Origin of the sequence: Corynebacterium pseudotuberculosis, assembly GCF_002155265.1 — a bacterium.
GTDB lineage: Bacteria > Actinomycetota > Actinomycetes > Mycobacteriales > Mycobacteriaceae > Corynebacterium > Corynebacterium pseudotuberculosis.
The window spans coordinates 876,006-892,841 of record NZ_CP021251.1; the positions used below are offsets into that span (position 1 = coordinate 876,006).

18 protein-coding genes are annotated in these 16,836 nt (G+C 55.4%); 12 read left to right on the plus strand and 6 right to left on the minus strand.

All coding sequences use genetic code 11. From position 1 onward, the window contains the following. Nucleotides 1-15 precede the first annotated feature (15 nt). From CpATCC19410_RS10820 to CpATCC19410_RS04095, 4 genes are all read right to left on the minus strand, one after another. Complete coding sequence (locus CpATCC19410_RS10820; protein WP_014300959.1) at nt 16-180, minus strand: hypothetical protein; 165 nt, start codon at nt 178-180, stop codon at nt 16-18. A 429-nt stretch (nt 181-609) separates the two neighbouring features. Next, nucleotides 610-4,440 carry a Pls/PosA family non-ribosomal peptide synthetase gene (locus CpATCC19410_RS04085; RefSeq protein WP_014401388.1) on the minus strand — a complete coding sequence of 1,277 codons (3,831 nt, stop codon included), beginning with the start codon at nt 4,438-4,440 and terminating at the stop codon, nt 610-612. Further along, entirely contained in the window at nt 4,441-4,881 is a 441-nt protein-coding gene (locus CpATCC19410_RS04090) for a MarR family winged helix-turn-helix transcriptional regulator (protein WP_013242654.1), read from the minus strand. A 21-nt stretch (nt 4,882-4,902) separates the two neighbouring features. Continuing rightward, entirely contained in the window at nt 4,903-6,150 is a 1,248-nt protein-coding gene (locus CpATCC19410_RS04095; RefSeq protein ID WP_013242653.1) for a lipase family protein, read from the minus strand. A gap of 270 nt (nt 6,151-6,420) precedes the next feature. Between CpATCC19410_RS04095 and CpATCC19410_RS04105 the strand changes: the two genes are divergently transcribed. Next, nucleotides 6,421-7,863, plus strand: coding sequence for a C4-dicarboxylate transporter DctA (locus CpATCC19410_RS04105; protein WP_013242652.1), 1,443 nt, complete (start codon nt 6,421-6,423; stop codon nt 7,861-7,863). A gap of 34 nt (nt 7,864-7,897) precedes the next feature. On the opposite strand, the gene CpATCC19410_RS04110 is transcribed toward CpATCC19410_RS04105, so the two are convergent. Together CpATCC19410_RS04110 and CpATCC19410_RS04115 are read right to left on the minus strand one after the other, a co-directional pair. After that, nucleotides 7,898-8,182, minus strand: coding sequence for a rhodanese-like domain-containing protein (locus CpATCC19410_RS04110; protein WP_013242651.1), 285 nt, complete (start codon nt 8,180-8,182; stop codon nt 7,898-7,900). A 1-nt stretch (nt 8,183) separates the two neighbouring features. Then, the gene (locus CpATCC19410_RS04115; RefSeq protein WP_013242650.1) at nt 8,184-8,660 is read right to left on the minus strand and encodes an inorganic diphosphatase; all 477 of its coding nucleotides are present in this window, start codon (nt 8,658-8,660) and stop codon (nt 8,184-8,186) included. A gap of 49 nt (nt 8,661-8,709) precedes the next feature. Here CpATCC19410_RS04115 and dacB point away from each other — a divergent pair, with 49 nt between their 5' ends. Genes dacB through CpATCC19410_RS04170 form a run of 11 tightly spaced genes read left to right on the plus strand, consistent with a single transcriptional unit; the run spans nt 8,710 to nt 16,829 of the window. Further along, nucleotides 8,710-9,894: a D-alanyl-D-alanine carboxypeptidase/D-alanyl-D-alanine endopeptidase gene (gene dacB, locus CpATCC19410_RS04120; protein WP_014300957.1), complete on the plus strand. Its 1,185-nt coding sequence runs from the start codon at nt 8,710-8,712 to the stop codon at nt 9,892-9,894. A 30-nt stretch (nt 9,895-9,924) separates the two neighbouring features. Beyond that, nucleotides 9,925-10,767 (plus strand): tRNA lysidine(34) synthetase TilS, encoded by an 843-nt coding sequence (gene tilS / locus CpATCC19410_RS04125; protein ID WP_014300956.1) that lies wholly within the window; start codon nt 9,925-9,927, stop codon nt 10,765-10,767. 3 nt (nt 10,768-10,770) lie between these two features. Continuing rightward, a complete protein-coding gene (gene hpt, locus CpATCC19410_RS04130; protein ID WP_014300955.1) occupies nt 10,771-11,352 on the plus strand; it encodes a hypoxanthine phosphoribosyltransferase in 582 nt (193 codons plus the stop codon). Beyond that, on the plus strand, nt 11,349-13,352 hold the full coding sequence (ftsH, locus tag CpATCC19410_RS04135) for an ATP-dependent zinc metalloprotease FtsH (RefSeq protein WP_013242646.1): 2,004 nt from the start codon (nt 11,349-11,351) through the stop codon (nt 13,350-13,352). The genes hpt and ftsH overlap by 4 nt, the downstream gene beginning before the upstream one ends. After that, the gene (gene folE / locus CpATCC19410_RS04140) at nt 13,345-13,908 is read left to right on the plus strand and encodes a GTP cyclohydrolase I FolE (RefSeq protein WP_013242645.1); all 564 of its coding nucleotides are present in this window, start codon (nt 13,345-13,347) and stop codon (nt 13,906-13,908) included. The genes ftsH and folE overlap by 8 nt, the downstream gene beginning before the upstream one ends. 1 nt (nt 13,909) lies before the next feature. After that, complete coding sequence (folP, locus tag CpATCC19410_RS04145) at nt 13,910-14,692, plus strand: dihydropteroate synthase (protein WP_013242644.1); 783 nt, start codon at nt 13,910-13,912, stop codon at nt 14,690-14,692. After that, nucleotides 14,679-15,020, plus strand: coding sequence for a dihydroneopterin aldolase (gene folB, locus CpATCC19410_RS04150; RefSeq protein WP_013242643.1), 342 nt, complete (start codon nt 14,679-14,681; stop codon nt 15,018-15,020). Before folP ends, folB begins: the two co-directional genes overlap by 14 nt. 1 nt (nt 15,021) lies before the next feature. After that, nucleotides 15,022-15,477 (plus strand): 2-amino-4-hydroxy-6-hydroxymethyldihydropteridine diphosphokinase, encoded by a 456-nt coding sequence (gene folK / locus CpATCC19410_RS04155; protein WP_014300954.1) that lies wholly within the window; start codon nt 15,022-15,024, stop codon nt 15,475-15,477. Further along, a complete protein-coding gene (locus CpATCC19410_RS04160) occupies nt 15,474-15,920 on the plus strand; it encodes a DUF3180 domain-containing protein (protein WP_013242641.1) in 447 nt (148 codons plus the stop codon). Before folK ends, CpATCC19410_RS04160 begins: the two co-directional genes overlap by 4 nt. 10 nt (nt 15,921-15,930) lie before the next feature. Continuing rightward, nucleotides 15,931-16,446 (plus strand): DUF6779 domain-containing protein, encoded by a 516-nt coding sequence (locus tag CpATCC19410_RS04165; RefSeq protein WP_014300953.1) that lies wholly within the window; start codon nt 15,931-15,933, stop codon nt 16,444-16,446. Continuing rightward, entirely contained in the window at nt 16,443-16,829 is a 387-nt protein-coding gene (locus CpATCC19410_RS04170) for a hypothetical protein (RefSeq protein ID WP_014300952.1), read from the plus strand. The genes CpATCC19410_RS04165 and CpATCC19410_RS04170 overlap by 4 nt, the downstream gene beginning before the upstream one ends. Nucleotides 16,830-16,836: the final 7 nt, after the last annotated feature.

Below are 16,836 nucleotides of genomic sequence, written 5' to 3' on the forward strand. Positions count from 1 at the left end.
GGAAGAACTCTTAAATTACTCAGCAGAAAGCCTATCCTTGGCGAAGGAGAAAAAGTTTCCAATGTTGACGAAAATATCCTTGAAGGAATCCCAGCCCACGGAGAAGTAATCCTTTGGCTCGGAAGAGAGGAGGTCAAGATCGAGGACGCTGAGGAGGAAATCGTGAATGGCAGTGAACATGAGTATTCCTTTCGGTCGAGGGTCACGCGGAATGGTGATATGTTATCCCGCGTTCAATGGGCACTTTACCGACTTTTTGGAGGGGAGGTAGCCGTTCCTGGAATTTTTTGGCAAAATTTTATGAAAAACTTCTATTATATAATAAAAATATCACAGGTGACAACCATAGGAAGGTAAAATACCCCTAATGGGATGTGGAAAATTAATTACCCTGTGGGGGTAATGTATGTTCCTGGGTCAAGTGCAATGAGGGTATTGCGCTTGATTTATTGCCTGAAAGACGCGGATGGGGGACGAAGAGTGCCCCTGCTCCCATTAAAACGCCACTGGATGTGACGTCTTAAGCCTTTCATGGTGAGTATCGGATGAGCTACTGACACTGTTACGCAATTTTGCGGAAAATTTGGTGACGTGTGAACAAAAATTGGTTCAGCTGGGGTTCCATGGCTCGATAGGATTTCCTTGCCAGCGAGTGTGGGCAGGCACTTGGTCACCGCGCATGACGAGCGAACCTGGACCGATAGTGGCGCCGTTAGCAAGCTTGGAAGCGGGGAGTGCCACAGAATGTGCGGCTAGAGTAGCTCCAGGCTGGAGAATGAGGGAGTCTAGGCTCATCACACGGTCTTGGAAGAGGTGAGTCTGCGCGACAACACCGGGGCCGATGGTAGCGCCAGCGCCGATCCGGCATAGGTCTGTCTCGGGGAGCCAATACGTCTCAATCCAGGCGCCCTTGCCTATTTTTGCTCCGAGCACGCGTAACCCAATATTCAGGGATCCCGTTCCTAGCGTGTGGTTAAAGAACCAGGGGGCTGCAACTACCTCCACAAAAGTATCTTGAAGCTCATTGAGCCATACAAACCAACTCCAGAGGGGATGGTCGCCTGAACGATGGCGGCCAACGCACAGCCACTTCATCCCAGCGGTGATCAGTAGCGCGGTGATTCCAGCGACTATAAGGACCACGCCGCCGAGCAGGATTGCTGCTCCAATGCCTAGTCTGATCAGCACAATCTGTAGGGTGGCTAGCACGATGGTGGCAAGGACGCCGCTGGTGATAGGGGCGAGCAATCGGAGAGTCTCTATAACACCGCGGAGAATCCGCAGCCGGAGAAGCGGCTTATATGTGCTGTTTTCTGAGGCATCTGTGGTGATGGTGACTCGGCGCATGCGTTCTGGTGGGGATCCCCACCAGTTGGATCCCGCCTTGGATTTTTTGGGGGTGGAAGAAAGTACCGCTACCAGGGAATTTTTGGCCAATTTCCGTTGCGGCCCAGCGATACCAGAATTGCCCACAAAAGAGCGCTTACCTATTTTGGTTGCTCCGGCGAGCATCCAGCCGCCGCCGAGCTCGTAGCCGCCGATGAGGGTGTCGTCTGCAAGGAAGGATCCGTCGCGAATATCCACAAAAGCGGGCACCATCACAGAGGTGGAGATTTCTACGTCTTTGCCTACCGTCGCCCCGAGGCTGCGGAACCACAAAGGCGTGAGCTGTGCTGCGTAGAGAGGGAAAAGGTAGGTGCGAGCGTCATCCATGAGCCTTTGAATAAACCACACTCGCCAACCGGTAGCGGAACGGACTGGTGCAACGCCGGGAGTGAGCCGCAGACTTAAAAGCCGGACGAGTATCCAGATGCAAAGCCCATAAAAGGCGAAGGCTATAAGTGTTCCTGCAGGGGCGGCGCTTAATAAACCTAGAAAAGGGTTGGCGCCGCTGCCCTGAACAGCAGCGATCATTGCCGATCCTCCTAGGCCGACCGCACATAAGGGAAGCGCTGCGAGGAAGAGCGAGGATGCGCCGTAGATAAGAACCCAGTGGGGGCGGCGCGGCGGAGGCGTGTCGGAGAAGCGATGCTTGGATCGCCCCACCTTGTGCGCGGGTGAACCAGACCATCGGGCGTTGGCTTTTACGGGTTTGTCTCCGGTGACCGTAGAACCAGCTTCTACGTGGGCGTTGTTTCCTATGAGGGCTCCCGGCATGAGCACCGAGCGGGCACCGATGCGGGCGTTTTTACCCACATGGATTGCACCGATATGGATATGTTGGGCATCGACCCAATAGCCAGATAAATCCACTTCAGGTTCTATGGAGCAGTTATCCTCTAGCGTCAGAAGCCCCGTAACCGGTGGAATTGCATGCAGGTTCACGCCGTTGCCTACTCGCGCACCAAGTATGCGAGCGTAGTAATTTACCCACGTGGCACCCGCGATGGATCGAGACCCGGAAGCATTGGCAATGCGTTCTGCTGCCCAGACCCGGAGGTGTGTTCGCCCTGCGCGAGGGTAGGAACCTGGCATGATGCCATGAGTGAGCAGCCGTGCGGCGTAACCGCCAACCAATAATCTGCCAGCCGGGGTAACAAAGGCGAGGAATACAAAGACTAGAGGCCATGGAGCATGTCGCGCCCAACTGATCCCCGCACCGGCGGCAATATTATTGATGAGCAATAAGCAAGCTACCCACTGCAGGGATATGAGCGTTACCGCAGCTAGCTGAACCAACCCTTGCACTGCGCGGGCTCGCGCTGATACTAGCTGAACGGGAGTCTCTTGGAGGGCAGGGGCGGCATGGATGCTTTCTACCCGCTGGGCAAGTGCGCCAAGGCGTGGATGATCATAAAGATCGCGTACGGCGATGGTGGGTACTCGCTCGCGGATGCGCCCTATCAACGTAGCGGCCGCTAAAGAGGATCCGCCAAGGGAGAAAAAGTCTGCGTTGGCGTCAGAGACGTCCATTCCCAGCACATCTACCCATATCTTTGCTAGCCATTGCTCGGTATCAGTAAGTCCCACTGCTGTGACGTCCGAATGGATAGGCCAGGGCAATGCGCGCTTATCTACCTTCCCGGATGCTGTAGTGGGGAGCTCCTCAAGTACGCAGAGACGAGGAACAAGAGCCGCCGGCATAGCATTACTGAGAACGCTGCGGGCGTGGTGGTGATCGAATTCTAGGGTTTCATCGGTGAGCGAAAGATAACCGACCAAAACGCTGTCTCCGGCACCAGTTTTTTGCACAACCACCGTGGATTGGCGCACGTTAGGTAACGCGGCTAGATGCGCGTCGACCTCGCCGAGCTCGATGCGTCGTCCGCCGATCTTTACCTGGTCATCTACCCGGCCAACAAAAAGCAAGCCCTCTTCAGTGAGCTTTACATGGTCGCCGGAACGGTAAGCACGCGACCAGCCAAGTTCTGCGGTGTATTTTTCTGCATCTTTTTGGGGATCCAGATAACGCGCTAGCCCCACTCCGCCGATAACAAGTTCACCTATCTCACCGTTTTTTACCGGGACACCCTGCGCATCTACTACCGCGAGGTCCCAGCCCGCGAGCGGAAAGCCGATAGACACGGGGCGGTGAGGGCTCAGTAGCGCTGCGCATGCAACCACCGTGGTCTCAGTGGGGCCGTAGGTATTCCAGACCTCCCGCTCCGATGCAGATAATTTCTCTACAAGTTCTGTAGAGCACGCTTCTCCTCCCAAGATAAGGAGTCTGACGCTCTCTAGGGCCTCGGTGGGCCATAGTCCGGCCAAAGTGGGCACGGTAGAGACCACAGTGATGTCTCGTCGGATAAGCCAAGGGCCCAGATCCATTCCGGAACGCACCAGGGAACGCGGGGCCGGTACTAGGCAGGCGCCGTGTGCCCACGCCAGCCACATCTCCTCGCACGAGGCATCGAAGGCGACAGAAAGACCTGCCAATACTCGGTCGTCGGGGCCAAGAGGCGCGTCCTGTAGAAAAAGCTGGGACTCTGCGTCGACAAAAGCGGCGGCGCTGCGGTGCGAGACAGCCACACCCTTGGGCTTTCCGGTAGAGCCAGAGGTGAAGATAATCCATGCGGTGTCCTCCAACGCGGGGACAGCTGCTGTGATGGGGTCGGCCTCCCGGAGGGAGTGGAAGCCGTGGTCATTATAAAAGCCCTGAATTTCAGCCTCACCAAAAACAAGCTCTGCGCGTTCATCCGGGTCGTCGGCGTCTACCGGAACATAGGCCGCTCCGGCTGCGAGGATAGACAAAATAGCGATATAGAGCTCGCTGTGACCTGATGCCATTCGCACACCAATGCGGCTTCCGGGGCCCACCCCTGCCGCATGGAGTTGCTGTGCACATGCGTGAACGCGCTCTGAGAGCTCGTGATATGTGATGACTGTGCCGTCGTCGATAGCAGCGGCTTCCGGGAACGTGGTTGCCGTTTGAAGGAAGATATCGTAGAGCGTTCGTGGTGCGGGGGCCTGATGAGAACGCAGGTATGCAGAAGAGATCAACTAATCCTCATTTGCCGTGATGATTGCCGCCGCTAGTTTACGCAAGTGCTTGAGCTGTTTTGCCGTTGAATCATCGAGTGCGGCATCCTCTGCCTGAGTGACTACTTCCGCGAGGTGGGGATGAACGGTTTTTCCCTTCTTAGTAGCCTTGACAATCTGGCGCCGCCGGTCATGAGGGTCGCGTTCCCTGGTAGTCCAAGATTTTGCCTCTAGGGAGTCGATAAGCCGAACCATGTCGGAGGCGTCTATCCCTAGGGCATCGCACAAGGTGGCCTGGGTGGGAACATCGCCAGAAACAAGACACGTGAGCACCCAATACTCCCGCAGCGTTACGCCTTCATGCGACAGCGCTTCTTCTACACAGTCACGGGTGCGGCGGCGTAGATGCTCTAGTTGGAAAGAGGGTGATTGGAGAAGAGCAGCGGGAATATCAGCAACCATATAGATAGGTTTATCACAGTCTTAGGGAGTTGGCTGCCCTAATGCGGCTAAACGTTGTTCGGCCCACTCAACTGCCGGAAGGAAGGATGAGGCCAGTACGTGTATGTGGCCGGAAAGCTTATCCAATGCGGGCGATGGATCCTCCCAATACGTGACGTCCGCGCCCTGGGAAAGCCAGCCGTTAACCATAATGCGGGCTTGTTCCGCGGGAATGATGCCGTCATTAAGCCCCTGTGCCACAAACACGGGAATGTCGGGGGCTGTGAGGCCGATTTGTTGCTCGGAAATGGCGCGTTGGAAGACGTCATCGGATATGAGGCTGGTCAAGCGTTGTCCGGATACAGTGAGGATACTGGTATCCGGAAGTGGCATGGTAAGCAAGCTTTCGGGGAGGCAATCGCGGCTTGTTTGATCAAGCCATACTTGCCCTCGTGTGTTGAGGAAATTGTGAATGGGCTCGCGAATCTCAGGGTAAATCTCATACATCCCGGTGATAACGTACCCCAGTGCTCCGGTGAGGGCGGTGCCTTCCAAAGAACTAGACACGGAGAGCAGGTTAGCGGGTACGCCGCCGGCATACGCTAGTACCACGTTCACGTCGGGAGCATAAGCGCGGTGCATTTCTGCTGCCGCTGCGGATGCACCGCCGCCCTGGGAATACCCCCAGGGGATGATGGGGGTGTGATTGTTTACGTCCGGCAGATTCAGCGTGGTGATAGCGCGACCTAGGTCCAGCAGGGCTGCTCCTTGGGCTTTCCTGTTCATATACGTGTGATTGCCGGGGGTTCCCAGACCTTGATAATCGGTTACCGCTACGGTCCAGCCGCGATTAAGCAGGGCAGCGGCGGAAAACATTTCATATTCCCCGCCCATCGTGAGCAGCTTTGAGGGGGCACAGGAATCCCCGGCGCCTTGTGTTCCTGGAGCTAGGAGCGCTACGGGGCGTGGACCTGGGCCGCGCCACGGGGCAGTTGGCAGGAGCACGGCGCCGGTGACGGGGGTGGAAAAACCATTAGGGTGGGTGGACGTGTAGGCGATGCGCTTCATCTTTACCAGTACGTCGAGGACTGGCATCGGGACGTCGCGCTGGCTTAAGACCGTGCCCGGGGTGGTGTTCTCCGCAGAGGGGATAGAAGTATAAAAACCGTCTGGGTCGGTATAGGGAATGACCTGTGCTGTAGCTGGAGTGAATCCCACGCAGAAGACCGCGAGGGCTGCTGTAATGAGGGGTTTAAGGAACGTTCCTTGAAAGCGAGAGGGAAAAAGCATAGACGCGACCACTTCTAGGTAGTTTTGTTCTTAAAAGTAATTAGTCTTTGAATACTAGGCGCCAACAAAGACTCTTTCGGGCAAGACACGCGGCAAATGTGGGGGTATCGGATGGTGGGAATCAAAAGCAATGTTCTTCTATCACGGTTGTCAGGCGTATGTTCTAGCCCATAGGGATACGTGAGACGGATCGCATAAATAGGCAACGTTGCTTAATTCGTAGAACTACGTATTTCCGTTACCGTCATAAGAATTCGAATCGAGGACACCGTGGCTGAACCACACTTGGGAGAAAATCGCCCCCTCCTGCCAGCGAGGGAGCCACAAATTGCCGAGTCGAAGACGCCGAAAGACCGAACTCACTGGCTTTATATAGCAGTGATTATCGCGGTTATCGCAGGTATCGCTTTCGGCCTTATCGCTCCAGACCTTGCCAAAAACTTTAAAGTTATTGGCACGATGTTCGTGTCCTTGATCAAGATGATGATCTCCCCGGTGATCTTCTGCACGATTGTTTTGGGCATTGGTTCTGTGCGCGCTGCCGCCTCGGTGGGCAAAGCTGGCGGATTGGCTTTGACGTACTTCATCGTCATGTCTACGTTTGCTCTTGCAGTGGGACTACTGGTGGGCAATCTCATCGAACCGGGTAGTGGCTTGGACATTGAGGCCACCGCGGGCGAGGGGGCGGCTTTTGCTGATAAAGCCGAGCATGGAACGGGTCTGGTCGGCTTTGTTCAGTCGATCATCCCGGAGACAGTCATTTCTTCTCTCACCTCAGGCTCGGTGCTGCAGACGCTCTTTGTGGCGCTCCTTGCAGGCTTTGCCGTCCAGGGGATGGGCAAGGCCGGCGAGCCTATTTTGCGGGGCATTGCGCATCTGCAAAAACTGGTGTTCAAGATGCTCACCATGATTTTGTGGGTAGCGCCCATTGGCGCATTTGGCGCCATCGCAGGCGTAGTGGGAGCAACGGGATTTGAAGCCGTTAAACAGCTTGCAATCTTGATGCTGGCCTTCTACATCACATGTTTGCTGTTCATCTTTGTAGTGCTGGGAGCTATCCTGCGCATTGGGGCAGGCTTTAACATATGGAAGCTCTTGAAATACCTGGGGCGCGAATTGCTGCTCATCGTGGCCACCTCCTCTTCCGAGTCTGCGCTGCCAAACCTGATGCGCAAGATGGAGCACGTGGGAGTGGATAAATCCACAGTGGGAATTGTTGTCCCTACCGGTTATTCCTTTAACCTCGACGGCACGGCTATCTACCTCACCATGTCAGCCATCTTTATCTCAGATGCAATGAACAAGCCGCTTACCCTGAGCGAGCAGATAGGCCTCTTGGTCTTCATGATTATCGCGTCTAAAGGCGCGGCAGGAGTGTCTGGGGCTGGCATTGCGACGCTTGCAGCAGGGTTGCACGCACACCGCCCAGAGCTTCTCGACGGCGTTGGCGTGATCGTAGGCATCGACCGCTTCATGTCTGAGGCCCGCGCCCTCACTAACTTCAGCGGTAACGCTGTGGCTACGATCCTGGTGGGACGCTGGACCAACACTCTCGACGTACAGCGGGCGCATGACGTACTTGACGGAAAACTCCCTTATATAGAGTCCACCGACGATAGCGATGTGCACTTTAGTAATCCCACAGTGAGCAACCCGGCGCACGCCACGCTGCAACCTACCCCGCAGGTAGACTTGACGCATTACTCTAAATAAAAAAGTCTAGGCCTTAGGCCTAGACTTTTTGTCTTTATTCTGTGGGAAGTCCTGCGCCGACCCAACCATCGGTGCCCTCGGCAACGTTGATGGCTTTGATATCACGGGCGGTGAGATATTCCACCACGCGGGCGCTACGCCCACCAGACTTACAAATCACATACACGTCTTGTTCGGTGTCTACCTCATCGAGACGCACAGTAAATTCGCTCATCGGAATGTTGACGGCACCTAGCGCATGAACCTCGGCGTATTCGTCGGCCTCGCGGACGTCGATAAGCTGGGCGCCTTCGGGGATGTCGCGTACAGAGACTTCCACGTTAAGCTTTAAACCGCTCGATAGCCTCGGCGTGGATCTTTTCTGCCTCAGCCTTATCGCCCCAGCCGGAGCCTGTGACTTCCTTGTTTGGCTCGAGATCCTTGTAGTGAACAAAGAAGTGCTCGATCTCATTGCGCAGGAACTCAGAAACATCGGTGATGTCTTGAATATGATCCCAGCGAACGTCATCGATGACGCAGAGCAGCTTATCGTCGCCGCCTGCCTCATCAGTCATCTTGAACACGCCAACCGGGCGTGCCTTAACAATCACACCAGGAAATACTGGCTCAGGAAGGATGACTAGAGCATCCAAGGGGTCGCCGTCCTCGCCAAGAGTGTGATCGATGAAGCCGTAGTCCAGCGGATACGCCATGGGGGTGAACAGGTAGCGGTCGAGATAAACCTTGCCAGTCTCATGGTCGACCTCGTACTTGTTACGGGAACCCTTAGGGATCTCGATGGTGACTTCCATGGTCATGCGATGCTCCTTAATAGAATCGGAATACTACCGTACTAGGATAGCGGCAATGAAGAAGTGGTGGATGTCAACAGTGGTAGTAACTGTCGCAGTTATAGCGACGGTGGTGTTCGCTGTTGCAAATGTGCTAGTCCATGATCCGGTGCAAGTGGACAAACCGGAACGCGGTATCACGGCTCTTGAAGCTCGAAATGTGGACAATACTGGCTTGAAGGCCACCTTGGACGCAATGGCGCACGACAGGCGTTTGGGCAATTTTGGAGCGATGATCACTGACATCACCACAGGTGAAGTGGTCCTTTCTCAGAACGCGGAGGTCGCCCTGACTCCGGCCTCGTCAACAAAATTACTAACGGCAGCAGCCGCACTCTATGAGCTAGGCCCACAGGACCGGATAGTCACAGAAGTACGGAAGAAAGACCGGACGGTAATAATCAAGGGATCTGGAGACGTGTGGATGACGCACGAGCAGATTGATTCCTTGGCTGCACAAATTGGCACGGGGGTAGACACCGTGCTGGTCAATGCCACCGCTTGGAAAGACAAGCTTCTTCCCGGATGGGATCCCGCTGACGTAGATGCTGGTTTTGTGGCCCCACTGGAGCCGGTGATGCTCTATGGCGGACGGTTAGGAGGAACCTCCGGCGATGTGCCTAGAAGCCACCGCCCGGCCTTTGACGTAGCAGAGGCCCTGGCGCAACGCCTAGGCGCTGGAACCGTCGGTTACACGGATTCCAATGACGGCGATGTGGTAGCCCACACTGAGTCGCCAACACTGCAAAAACGTATCTCTATGATGATGGAAGACTCCGACAACGTGATGGCTGAGGCCATTGGGCGAGAGCTATCTGCGGAACATCCCGTGGAAGCAACGCTGGATGTGCTGCGGAAAAATGGCATAGATGTGAGCGGATCAACGGTGGTGGACAACTCTGGATTGAGCCTGGGCAACCAGATCACTCCAAAGCTGCTTAATCAGGTGGCCGCTTCTTCAGTGCTTGCGCTACCAGTGGCCGGGGGCACCGGAACATTAGAAAATCGGTTTAATAACACACCAGGAGCCGGGTGGGTTCGTGCTAAAACCGGCACGCTCACTGGAGTTTCTGCCCTGGCCGGAGTTGTGCCGTCGAAAAGCGGGCATGTGTATAGCTTTGCCATGATTTCTAACGGCTCGGAGATTAGGCAGGCTCGCGCGGCTCTCGATGCTATAGCGAATGCGGTGCGTGAGTCCTAGATGTTCTGGCCACGAAAAAGCCCCAGATTTATGGCCTGCCGTGTCGCGGTGCGGGCAGTAACCGACCGAGACGTTGTAGTAGGCCTTTCAGGTGGCCCGGATTCTCTGGCGCTGGTAGCCGCGTTGGTTGCGGAGAAATACCAGGTACTAGCGGTGTGCGTGGATCATGATTTACAGCCGGGGTCGAATCGCGTGGCGGAACACGCCGCGGATACCGTACGCAGGTTGGGCGCGCAGGCCACTGTGGTTCGGGTGGACGTAGATAGAAATGGCAGCCTGGAGGCAAACGCGCGCCGGGCACGATACGAGGCGCTGCGGAAGTTTGGAAAGCCAGTAGTAGTGGGGCACACCGCGGATGACCACGCTGAGACACTCTTGTTGGGAGCGTTGCGCGGTAAAGCCGCAGGCATGCTAGTCCAAGGAACCGTATGGCGTCCTTTCTTGACCGTGCGGCGCGCAGATACGGTGGGCGCGTGCGAGGAATTAGGGTTAGAACCGTGGAACGATCCGCATAATAACCAAAAGGAATTTCGACGCGTGGCTATCCGGCAACAGGTGCTTCCGTTGCTCGCTGACATCATTGGTGGGGATCCGGTTCCCGCCTTGGCACGGGCCGCCACCAATATTGCGCACGATGATGAGGCCCTGCACGTTAGCGACGCAACGCTAGAAGAACTAGAAGCAGCGCATCCAGCTTTTCGACGCCGCTACCTCACTGCTTTTCTCCACAAAAACGGTGCCCCTGTCACAGGCGCTAATATCGACGCAATAGAACGCCTGGTCACTGATTGGCATGGCCAAGGTGGCATAGCGGTTGGTAACGGGTTGGAAGTAATCCGCAAAGATGGCAAACTTTTGTCGAAAGAAAGGTGACAGATGCACGACAAGAAGGATTATCAAGTGCCCGTCAACTCCTACGGAGATGATGTTGAAGCCATCCTTGTGAGCGAAGAAGAGCTCCAGACCCGCATCAAGGAGATGGCGGCGCTGGTGTCTGATAAGTACCGCGAGGAAGAGGACGATCTGGTCTTGATCTGTGTGCTCAAGGGCGCGGTATTCTTCCTTACAGACTTTGCCCGGGCCCTTGACATCCCCTGCCAGATGGAATTTATGGCAGTTAGCTCCTACGGCAACTCCGCCACGTCTTCTGGCATGGTGCGGATTCTGAAAGATCTAGACCGCAACATTCAGGGCTGCAACGTAGTAATTATTGAGGACATCATTGATTCCGGCCTTACTCTGAAGTGGCTGATTCGCAATCTCAATGGGCGTAAACCAAAGTCCTTGGAGATCGTCGCGCTACTACGCAAACCCGAGGCAGTGAAGACGGATATAGACTGCCTTGATATCGGTTTTGATATTCCCAATGAATTTGTGATCGGTTACGGTCTAGACTTCGCAGAAAAGTACCGCGACTTACCGTTTGTTGCTTCGCTGCATCCTAAGGTTTACAAGTGAACAAAAAAATCCTGAAGTATTCGGTGATTGCCGCCATCATCTTGATGGCCATCTATGTTTTTACATTGCTAGGCAATGACTCTCGTGGCTATAAGCAGGTAGACACGTCAGTTGCTATCACCCAGTTGGACAAGAAAAACGTTAAAGAAGTCCAAATTGATGACCGCGAACAGCGAATCCGCATCAAGCTTAAGAATGCCATCGACTACGAGGGCAACGAGGTTTCAGAGATCCTGGCTCGTTACCCTGCCCGTACGTCCCCTGAGATCTTTAGCAAGGTAGAAAAGTCCGAGGCGGAGAAGTACTCCACCAACGTGAACAAGGAGAACTTCCTTGTCTCCATACTCGGATACATCCTGCCGATGCTGATCGTTTTTGGCCTGATCATGTGGATGTTCTCCCGTATGCAGGGAAACAACATGTTCGGCTTTGGTGGCTCCCGGGCTAAGGAGCTCAACAAGGACATGCCCACCAACACGTTTGCAGATGTGGCGGGCGCAGAAGAAGCCGTGGATGAGCTCCATGAGATCAAGGACTTCTTGGAGGACCCATCCAGGTATGAGCAGTTGGGCGCAAAAATCCCACGTGGTGTTCTGCTCTACGGGCCTCCCGGTACCGGTAAGACCCTCTTGGCCAGGGCTGTTGCTGGAGAAGCCGGCGTGCCGTTCTACTCAATTTCTGGTTCTGACTTTGTAGAGATGTTTGTTGGCGTGGGCGCCTCCCGCGTGCGTGACCTCTTCAGGCAAGCCCGTGAGAACAGTCCCTGCATCATCTTCATTGATGAGATCGATGCCGTGGGCCGGCAGCGTGGGTCCGGCATGGGTGGCGGACACGACGAGCGTGAGCAGACGCTCAACCAGATGCTGGTAGAGATGGATGGTTTTGGTGACCGCGAGGGCGTGATCATCATGGCCGCTACTAACCGACCAGACATTTTGGATCCGGCTTTGCTGCGCCCTGGTCGTTTTGATCGCCAGATCCCTGTGAGCAACCCCGATCTCAAGGGACGCGAACAGATCCTTCGGGTTCACGCCAAGGGCAAGCCTTTTGCACCAGACGCAGACATAGAGTCGCTGGCTCGTCGTACCGCTGGTATGTCCGGTGCAGACCTGGCTAACGTGCTTAACGAGGCCGCTCTGCTCACAGCGCGCATTGGCAAGACCGTGATCACTGCCGACGCTCTGGAAGAAGCCACAGACCGAGTAGTGGGCGGTCCGCGCCGGTCCAAGGTCATTTCTGAAAAAGAAAAGAAAGTCACTGCTTACCACGAGGGCGGGCATACTCTCGCCGCATGGGCACTGAAGAACATTGAGCGGGTATACAAGGTCACTATTCTGGCGCGCGGTCGCACCGGCGGACACGCCATGACCGCACAAGAAGACGACAAAGGCATGTACAACCGTGATGAGCTATATGCGCGCCTCGTCTTTGCCATGGGTGGACGTGCCGCTGAAGAACTTGTGTTTGGCGAGCCCACTACTGGAGCATCCGCCGATATCGAGCAGGCAACCAAGATTGCTAAGGCCATGATCACCGAGTACGGCATGTCGCCGACCCTTGGAATGGTCAAATACGGTGAGGAACAAGGCGATCCCTTTGCCCGCGGTGGCGGCGGGGTGCTGGAGTACTCGCCAGAGATTGCGGCGCAGATTGACCGTGAGATGCAGTATCTACTCGATCGCGCGCATACCCAGGCGTACATGATCCTCGCGGAGTATCGCGACTATCTAGATCGTTTGGCAGAAAAATTGTTGGAGAAGGAAACTCTCCGCCGCCCAGATTTGGAAGACCTCTTCCACGGTATCGTCCCCCGCGAGGTAGGGGATGTCTTCCCAGATGAAGACGCCCGCTTCCCGCGTCAGGCAGGACGTGAGCCGGTAAAGACTCCCACGGAGTTGGCCATCGAGCGTGGCGAAGAACCTCCGAAGCCGTTCACGCTTCTCGACGCCTCCAAGGCTGAGCGGGCGCGTCGTCAAAGCGAAAGGGTCGATCGTGTTTGATCGCGTTCGCGCGGAAGCAGCAGTCCGGGAACTCCTCATTGCGGTGGGCGAGGACCCGGAGCGTGAAGGACTAAAAGAAACACCGGCACGCGTGGCCAAGGCCTACGCAGAGGTCTTTGCTGGTCTGCACACGGATCCTACGGAGGTCTTAAACAAGACCTTCAGCGAGGATCACCGTGAGCTAGTGCTGGTCCGAGACATTCCGATCTACTCAACGTGCGAGCACCACCTGGTGCCCTTCTTTGGCATCGCGCACATCGGATATATTCCGGGGGAGTCTGGCAAAGTGACGGGTCTTTCTAAATTGGCCCGTTTGGTGGACCTCTACGCCAAGCGCCCCCAGGTGCAGGAGCGGTTAACCTCCCAGGTGGCCGATGCGCTGGTGGAAAAGCTGGAAGCCCAGGCCGTGATCGTGGTGCTCGAATGCGAGCACCTATGCATGGCAATGCGCGGCATACGCAAACCAGGAGCCACTACCACAACGTCTGCGGTTCGAGGCGGTTTCCAAACTAATGCGGCCTCCCGTGCGGAGGTTCTGAGCCTTATTCGGAGCTGACATGACGGAAGTAATGGGAATCGTCAACGTAACCACCGATTCCTTTTCTGATGGTGGGAAATACCTTGACGTAGATTCCGCCGTGGCCCATGCCAAAAAACTTGTGGCAGAGGGCGCAGATATCATCGACGTGGGTGGGGAATCCACCCGACCAGGTGCTACTCGAGTGAGCGAAGAAGTAGAGCTCGCTCGAGTTATTCCTGTCATTACAGCTCTGCACGCTGAAGGAATTAAAACATCGGTGGACACCATGCGAGCCTCAGTTGCGGCTGCCGCCGCTGAGGCCGGGGCGGGCTTGCTTAATGACGTCTCCGGTGGCCTTGCAGACAAAAATATGTATTCAGTTATGGCTGATACCGAGCTTCCGGTGTGCCTGATGCATTGGAAGACAACAACCTTTGGAGATGCCTCAGGAGCGCACCATACCGATGTGGTGCGCGATGTCCGTGAAGGCTTGAACGTGCTCGTTGACAATGCCCTTGCCGCTGGTGTTGACGCGCAAGCTATTGCTATTGACCCAGGTCTCGGTTTTGCTAAAACTGCAGAGGACAATTGGGCCTTGCTCAATGCCCTTCCAGAATTTATGAGCAACTATCCGGTGTTGCTGGGGGCGTCGAGAAAGCGCTTTTTAGCTAGCCTAGGCGTAGACACAGACGCTGCTACTGCCGCAGTCACCGCAATCGCTGCTCATCATGGAGTGTGGTGCGTCCGGGTGCACAATGTGGCGCTATCCCGTGCTGCCGTAGATGTTGCGGCGAAATGGAGGAATCATGGATCGCATTGAACTTAAAGGTTTGAAGGGTTATGCCTACCACGGCGTCTTTGAGCATGAGAAACGTGAGGGGCAGGAGTTCCTCGTAGATATCACGTGCTGGCTTACCTTCCCTACCCAGGACGATCTCACCCAGACGGTTCATTATGGTGAGCTTGCGCAACTGGCGTATGGGATTCTTACTGGAGAGCCACGCGACTTGATCGAGACAGTCGCATCGGAAATCGCAGATACCGCGATGGAGACTTTCCCGATTTCACATATTGAAGTGACAGTCCATAAACCGCACGCGCCCATCCCACTGGAATTTGCTGATGTTGCTGTAGTCGCAAGGAGATAACATGAAGGCAGTTTTATCCATCGGGTCTAATATGGATGACCGCTATGCTTTGCTGAGGTCAGCGTATGAGGAATTCCTGCCTGATCTGGTTGCCGCATCCAGCATCTATGCCACCCCACCGTGGGGCGTAGAAGACCAGGATGAGTTCCTTAACGCGGTGCTCATCGTAGACGTGGATGAGACCCCGATGGAGCTGCTTAAACGCGGTCAAGCCCTAGAACAGGCCGCGGAGCGCAAGCGGATTCGACGCTGGGGGCCCCGGACACTCGACGTAGATATTGTGTGCATCGAGGGCGTTACATCGGATGATCCCGTGCTCACATTGCCGCACCCTTATGCCCACGAGCGTAATTTTGTGCTGGTGCCGTGGCTTGAGGCGGACCCTGATGCGACGCTCGATGGACGCCCATTATCGGAGCTGATCACGGGAACTTTTCCGATTGTGGGGACCTTATGAAACAGACCTCCATTCTGGGACTAGTAGGGGTTTTTCTCTTCTGTGTTATCGCATCCTTTATCTTGGTGATGCGATTCTATGGCGTGATGTCTTCGGTTCCTTTTGGAGTTGCTCTCTGCCTGTGGGGGATGACAGCGCTGTGTGTGTTATTGGCAGTGCGAGTGCGGTCGCGCATCAAAAATGACCAAATTGGGCAAGACCGCTCGCAGCTTAACCCGGTGACAGCTGCGCAATTTTTGGTAATAGGCAAAGCCTCTGCATGGACAGGCGCCATCTTTGGAGGAGGCTACGTGGGGCTAGGGATTTTTGTTCTGACGTCGCGTATTTCCGCACAGGATTTGCCCATAGTGATCGCCTCTGCGCTAGGTGGAGTAGCAATGTCCGCGGCAGGATATTGGCTAGAACGATCGTGTACGGTGCCGCCCACGGATGCAGTGCGGTAGTTTGGATGGCATGAAGGACAACGGGCAGAAGTTACTCATTGCGCTTGTCGTGCTGTCTTTGGTGGCAAGCATAATTATGCTGTTCACTGGTAACCAGGGAGTGCTCAAGCTCGCATTACTTGCGGCGCTCTGGGCAGCTGTCCTCGGATTCTTTTTGGTGGGCCGGTACCGTGCGCAGGCAGAAGCTCTGGAGCAACGGGTCAAGGAGCAGGAAACCTTGGCTCAGATTAGGGAGCAGGTGGAACAAGTCCGGGCTCAACTGGAAAACCTCACCGGACAAGTATTTGTTGAGCCGACGATGATTCAAGCGCAGGCTACCCGGATTCCAGAGATTGAGCAGGCTAGTGATCAGGAAAAGGCTGAGGAACTGCGTGCTGCCGCGTTTAGGAATGCCGTGGCTTCTGAGACCAATAGCTTTGCCAAGGTAGATTGGGTCCCCACACAGCCTGAACCGCATGGCCGGCGCCGACGAGAAGAACGATCAGATTCGGTCTCCGTCGCTGACTTGTTAAAGCGCAACCGGTGAGGCCGGTTCTTTCGATCAGCGGAAACAATGAGCTTGTTACCCAGCTGGTCGCGGTAGGGCATCGTCGGGTACACGAAGACGCAGAATTAGCTTTTGATGAGCCCGCTTGGGACGGCATCGTGGGGCGACTCCCCGGCATGTCCTTTGTTATTAAGGAACTAAAGCCGGAGATTTATGCTGTTTCCGCTACACATGAGGTTGCTGCGACCGTCGCGGAGCTATTACTTGCAGAGCTTGGTATTCAGGCTATCCATGTGGCACAGGATAAGTGGCCCGAGTTTCTTGCTGGTCTTGTACAAATACAGCAGTTAGAACAGATGCGTGATTCAGCGCGCGCGTTGCTTCAGCCCATGTTGGGCGATATTACTGAGGAATTGTTGTAAGGGAATT

What these genes read in the sequence shown, in the direction of transcription:
- folB (WP_013242643.1), top strand. Translation starts at nt 14,679, where the DNA reads ATGGATCGCATTGAACTTAAAGGTTTGAAGGGTTATGCCTACCACGGC.
- tilS (WP_014300956.1), top strand. Translation starts at nt 9,925, where the DNA reads ATGGCCTGCCGTGTCGCGGTGCGGGCAGTAACCGACCGAGACGTTGTA.
- CpATCC19410_RS04165 (WP_014300953.1), top strand. Translation starts at nt 15,931, where the DNA reads ATGAAGGACAACGGGCAGAAGTTACTCATTGCGCTTGTCGTGCTGTCT.
- hpt (WP_014300955.1), top strand. Translation starts at nt 10,771, where the DNA reads ATGCACGACAAGAAGGATTATCAAGTGCCCGTCAACTCCTACGGAGAT.
- folP (WP_013242644.1), top strand. Translation starts at nt 13,910, where the DNA reads ATGACGGAAGTAATGGGAATCGTCAACGTAACCACCGATTCCTTTTCT.
- CpATCC19410_RS04095 (WP_013242653.1), bottom strand. Translation starts at nt 6,150, where the DNA reads ATGCTTTTTCCCTCTCGCTTTCAAGGAACGTTCCTTAAACCCCTCATT.
- CpATCC19410_RS04090 (WP_013242654.1), bottom strand. Translation starts at nt 4,881, where the DNA reads ATGGTTGCTGATATTCCCGCTGCTCTTCTCCAATCACCCTCTTTCCAA.
- CpATCC19410_RS10820 (WP_014300959.1), bottom strand. Translation starts at nt 180, where the DNA reads ATGTTCACTGCCATTCACGATTTCCTCCTCAGCGTCCTCGATCTTGAC.
- folK (WP_014300954.1), top strand. Translation starts at nt 15,022, where the DNA reads ATGAAGGCAGTTTTATCCATCGGGTCTAATATGGATGACCGCTATGCT.
- dacB (WP_014300957.1), top strand. Translation starts at nt 8,710, where the DNA reads ATGAAGAAGTGGTGGATGTCAACAGTGGTAGTAACTGTCGCAGTTATA.
- CpATCC19410_RS04160 (WP_013242641.1), top strand. Translation starts at nt 15,474, where the DNA reads ATGAAACAGACCTCCATTCTGGGACTAGTAGGGGTTTTTCTCTTCTGT.
- CpATCC19410_RS04115 (WP_013242650.1), bottom strand. Translation starts at nt 8,660, where the DNA reads ATGACCATGGAAGTCACCATCGAGATCCCTAAGGGTTCCCGTAACAAG.